General features: G+C 44.6%; 3 protein-coding genes and 1 pseudogene. 2 read left to right on the top strand and 2 right to left on the bottom strand.

Annotation, left to right across the window (positions count from 1 at the left end; genetic code table 11):
- Positions 1 to 309: 309 nt before the first annotated feature.
- Complete coding sequence (locus F6K20_RS17905) at positions 310 to 675, top strand: YtxH domain-containing protein (RefSeq protein WP_008177778.1); 366 nt, start codon at positions 310 to 312, stop codon at positions 673 to 675.
- A gap of 538 nt (positions 676 to 1,213) precedes the next feature.
- Positions 1,214 to 1,783, top strand: a complete 570-nt coding sequence (locus tag F6K20_RS17900) for a DUF948 domain-containing protein (RefSeq protein ID WP_008177780.1) — start codon at positions 1,214 to 1,216, stop codon at positions 1,781 to 1,783.
- Between the two features lie 129 nt (positions 1,784 to 1,912).
- On the opposite strand, the gene F6K20_RS17895 is transcribed toward F6K20_RS17900, so the two are convergent.
- Both F6K20_RS17895 and F6K20_RS17890 read right to left on the bottom strand, forming a co-directional pair.
- A complete protein-coding gene (locus F6K20_RS17895; RefSeq protein WP_267873721.1) occupies positions 1,913 to 2,035 on the bottom strand; it encodes a hypothetical protein in 123 nt (40 codons plus the stop codon).
- Positions 2,036 to 2,060: 25 nt separating this feature from the next.
- Positions 2,061 to 3,674 (bottom strand): annotated as a pseudogene (locus tag F6K20_RS17890) (hypothetical protein); the annotation flags it as partial.

Genomic DNA, 3,674 nt, shown 5'->3' with positions numbered 1-3,674 from the left:
TGAGGCTCCTAGTAGGAACAAGCCGCACTGACTTCTGACTTCTGACTTCTGACTTCTGACGCTAAGCGTAGCGCTATATCAGGTAGTGACTAGTATCGGGTTGTAGTATTCCCAGCATAGCCGTCACCAACCCTAAGCGGCAACTGAGATCACCCTCACCGTAGCTCCCGTGATCAACCCACACTCAAGCGCCTACTAACTACTGATTAATTATCAAGCTACTTGTAGGATAATTAATCAAAACCATTTAGTATAAAAGTTTTATCCATCCCATTTATCTAAAATTGTTGGAGGAACACAAATCAAAAGATGTCAAAAAAAAGTGCTGGAACATTTATCGGTGGCATGCTATTGGGTAGTGCCGTAGGAACAGTGGTAGGGTTACTAATTGCCCCCCGTACTGGTCGCGATACGCGCAAGCTATTGAAAAAATCAGCAGATGCCTTACCCGAATTAGCCGAAGATCTTTCTAGCAGTGTGCAACTACAGGCAGATCGCCTTTCCGATTCCACACTGCGTAACTGGGATGATACCCTAGCTCGACTAAAGGTAGCGATCGCAGCAGGTCTTGAAGCTTCTGTCCCTGAAAAAGGTTCTGTCCCTGAAAGCGTAGAGCCTCAAAAGTCCGAGTCGGCAGTTGCCGCAGAGTCCAACTCGTCCGCTAATCAACATTAGCTTTAGGCATCCCGGACGGGGGGTAAGAAGGTTTAGTGCTTTTTTTTGGTGTTACCGATTGACCCAATCTCATGGGTTTTTTCTTACGTGCCCTTCTTCCGCTTCTTCCCCCTCTTCCCCTTCTCCATAAATTATCCCCCTACAAGTGCAAAGTCCTGTTTTTGTGTCGGTTAGCCGACTCACGAATATCGGAAATGGAAAAATTTATCCTATGGTGCAAGTATTAGCCAATAATATTACTAAACGTTGTCAAATACGTTGTCAAATGTCAAGAAAACTGATAGCATACAATTGGTTAAAGTTTGGGCGAGCTTAATGGTGTTTTCTCAAGGGTGTTTTTTCAAGACTCCAAGCTTGCTATTGAATTAAGTTGACTTAAGCTTAATTACTGCAGGCGAGGGCTTGATCAAAAAAGTCGTAAACTCCGATTTTCCATTGCCAGTTACTGAATCATAGCACAGGTTAACCTGTATAATAAATCAACGGTCATCACCCCTCTCCCCCATAGACGGGGCTTCCCAACATCCTAGGATTTTTTGTGATTGATCCTCTATTTTGGCTCGGGCTGTCCTTTCTGCTCGTAGCAGTTAGTTTAACCGCTGTTTTGGTAACGTTATTGCCTGCTGTACAAGAGTTAGCGCGGGCAGCTCGTAGTGTGGAAAAATTAGCTGATACCCTAAATCGGGAATTACCACCGACCCTAGAAGCCATTCGGCTCACAGGCTTAGAAATCAGCGACTTGACGGATGATCTTAATCAAGGAGTCCAAAGTGCTGGTCACGTGGTTCAACAGGTTGATCACAGTATTAGCAGTGCTAAAAACCAAGCCCAAAAAGTCAAAGAGAATACTCGTAATGTGGTTAAGGGTGTCAAAGCTGCCTGGAAAACTTGGAGGGGTACCTCACCAAAATCTTCTAGGTCAATCGATTCCCTACCATCATCTCACAGAAAAGCTCTAGAAATTCCTGAGACTGATCAACGCTCATCAGACGTTAATCAGCCAAGGCTCGGAGATAGTAACTATAACCATAAAGAGGTCAATCACGGGACTCGTGAAACCTCTGGTAACGAAATCCATGATAATTCTATCGATGATAATTCTTTTTAGCGAAGGCAATACCAAGACTCGAACCTGAAGACTATACAGAATAAATAAAGAATAAATGTAATGGCACCCTTTAGTTTATAAATTAAAGGGTGCCATTATACCGTTTTTGTTAATGGATGAGAAATCTAGTTAGTCAGTAATTGAGAACTGGTAAACACCAGCAGATAAAAGTATAGCAATCCTATTCAAACAGGCAGAAAAATCAGTCCGACTCTCGGTAGATGCTTCCCCATCTTCCCTAACTTCGGTCATCTTGCCAATCTTACAACTGGTCAGATTAGGAAAGAAATTCAAGTCTACTGCTGACATCACTCACAGATACATCGTGTAATACTGCAATCAAATCATTCTTAAAATATAAAGCTGTGCTACCGGGTAACCCATTATCAGCGTCAACCAAATCATATTGATCCGCTACACCATAGAGCTGAATGATGTCTTTAGATTCTAAGTCATAAATCTCTGCATAATCATTGTCGCCCTTACCCTGGTAGAAAGCGCGATGATCATCTCCTAGGATAAAAGTATCTGACCAAGCTCCACCAACAAGAACATCAATTTCACCATTACCTCGGGAACCATTTCCAACTCCATTGAGAGTGTCATTACCGGAACCTCCAATCAAATAGTCGTTACCAGAGCCACCCTTAAGGAAGTCATGGTGCTGCCCACCGTCGAGGAGGTCATCACCCGAACCTCCGATCAAATAGTCGTTGCCAGAGCCACCCTCAAGACTATCATGGTCCCGGCCACCGTCGAGGAGGTCATCACCCGAACCTCCGATCAAATAGTTATTCCCAGAGCTACCTTTTAAGGTATCATGGTCACTCCCGCCATCAAGGGTGTCATCACCCGAAGCCCCGATCAAAGAGTCGTTACCAGAGCCACCCTCAAGGCTGTCATTTCCATCGTCTCCTCTAAGGTAGTCATTGCCAGAGCCACCTTTGAGGGTGTCACCTCCCTTACCTCCTCTGAGACTATCATCTTCTGTCCCAGCCTCGATCAGGTCATCACCCGAACCTCCGCTTAGATTGTCCTCACCTGAACTACCTTCTAGGGTATCGTTGCCTACATCTCCCATGATCCTATCATTGCCAACACCCCCAGAAAGGGAGTCATCTCCCTGACCACCTCCGAGAGTGTCATGACCCGAGCCACCATGGAGAGTGTCATTGCCCCAAGTGCCCCTGAGAAAGTCGTTACCGAAACCTCCCACAAGACTGTCATCCCCAGAACCTCCTGAAAGAGTGTCATGACCCGAGCCACCAATTAGTGTGTCATTATTGCGATTACCCCAAAGCCTATCATCACCATGACCGCCTTCAAGGCGGTTATCGTAACGGTCTCCCCTAATCGATTTGCTTTCCCAATTCTGGTTAAGGACTTCAATCGTGAAAATTTCCTCGTAGCTTTTACCTCCGGAATCCGTGGTGCGGATTTTGATCGGGTGACTAGAGTTGACATCAAAGTCTAAGAGAGTGCCATCTTTGACTTTTAGTTGATCGTCAACAATTTTAAAGCGACCCTGAGCATCATCTAATAATTTATAAGTATGGCTATCTCCCCAATCAACATCCTTAGTAGTCAGCCTAGCAATAGTAGTGCCATTTTTACTGAATTCTTTGACACTGTTGCCATCAAGGCTGATATCTGTCGGAGCAAAATTCTGGTTAAGGACCTCAATGGTGAAAATTTCCTCGTAGCTTTTACCTCCGGAATCCGTGGTGCGGATTTTGATCGGGTGACTAGAGTTGACATCAAAGTCTAAGAGAGTGCCATCTTTGACTTTTAGTTGATCGTCAACAATTTTAAAGCGACCCTGAGCATCATCTAATAATTTATAAGTATGGCTATCTCCCCAATCAACATCCTTAGTAGTCAGCCTAGCAAT

Source organism: Moorena sp. SIO2C4 (assembly GCF_010672485.1).
In the GTDB taxonomy this organism is placed as follows: Bacteria; Cyanobacteriota; Cyanobacteriia; order Cyanobacteriales; family Coleofasciculaceae; genus Moorena; species Moorena producens.
This window is presented reverse-complemented; position numbering and strand designations above follow the sequence as displayed.

Bases quoted from the DNA above. Each gene is read 5' to 3' on its own strand.
- F6K20_RS17905 (WP_008177778.1), top strand. From the start codon at position 310: ATGTCAAAAAAAAGTGCTGGAACATTTATCGGTGGCATGCTATTGGGT.
- F6K20_RS17895 (WP_267873721.1), bottom strand. From the start codon at position 2,035: ATGACCGAAGTTAGGGAAGATGGGGAAGCATCTACCGAGAGTCGGACT.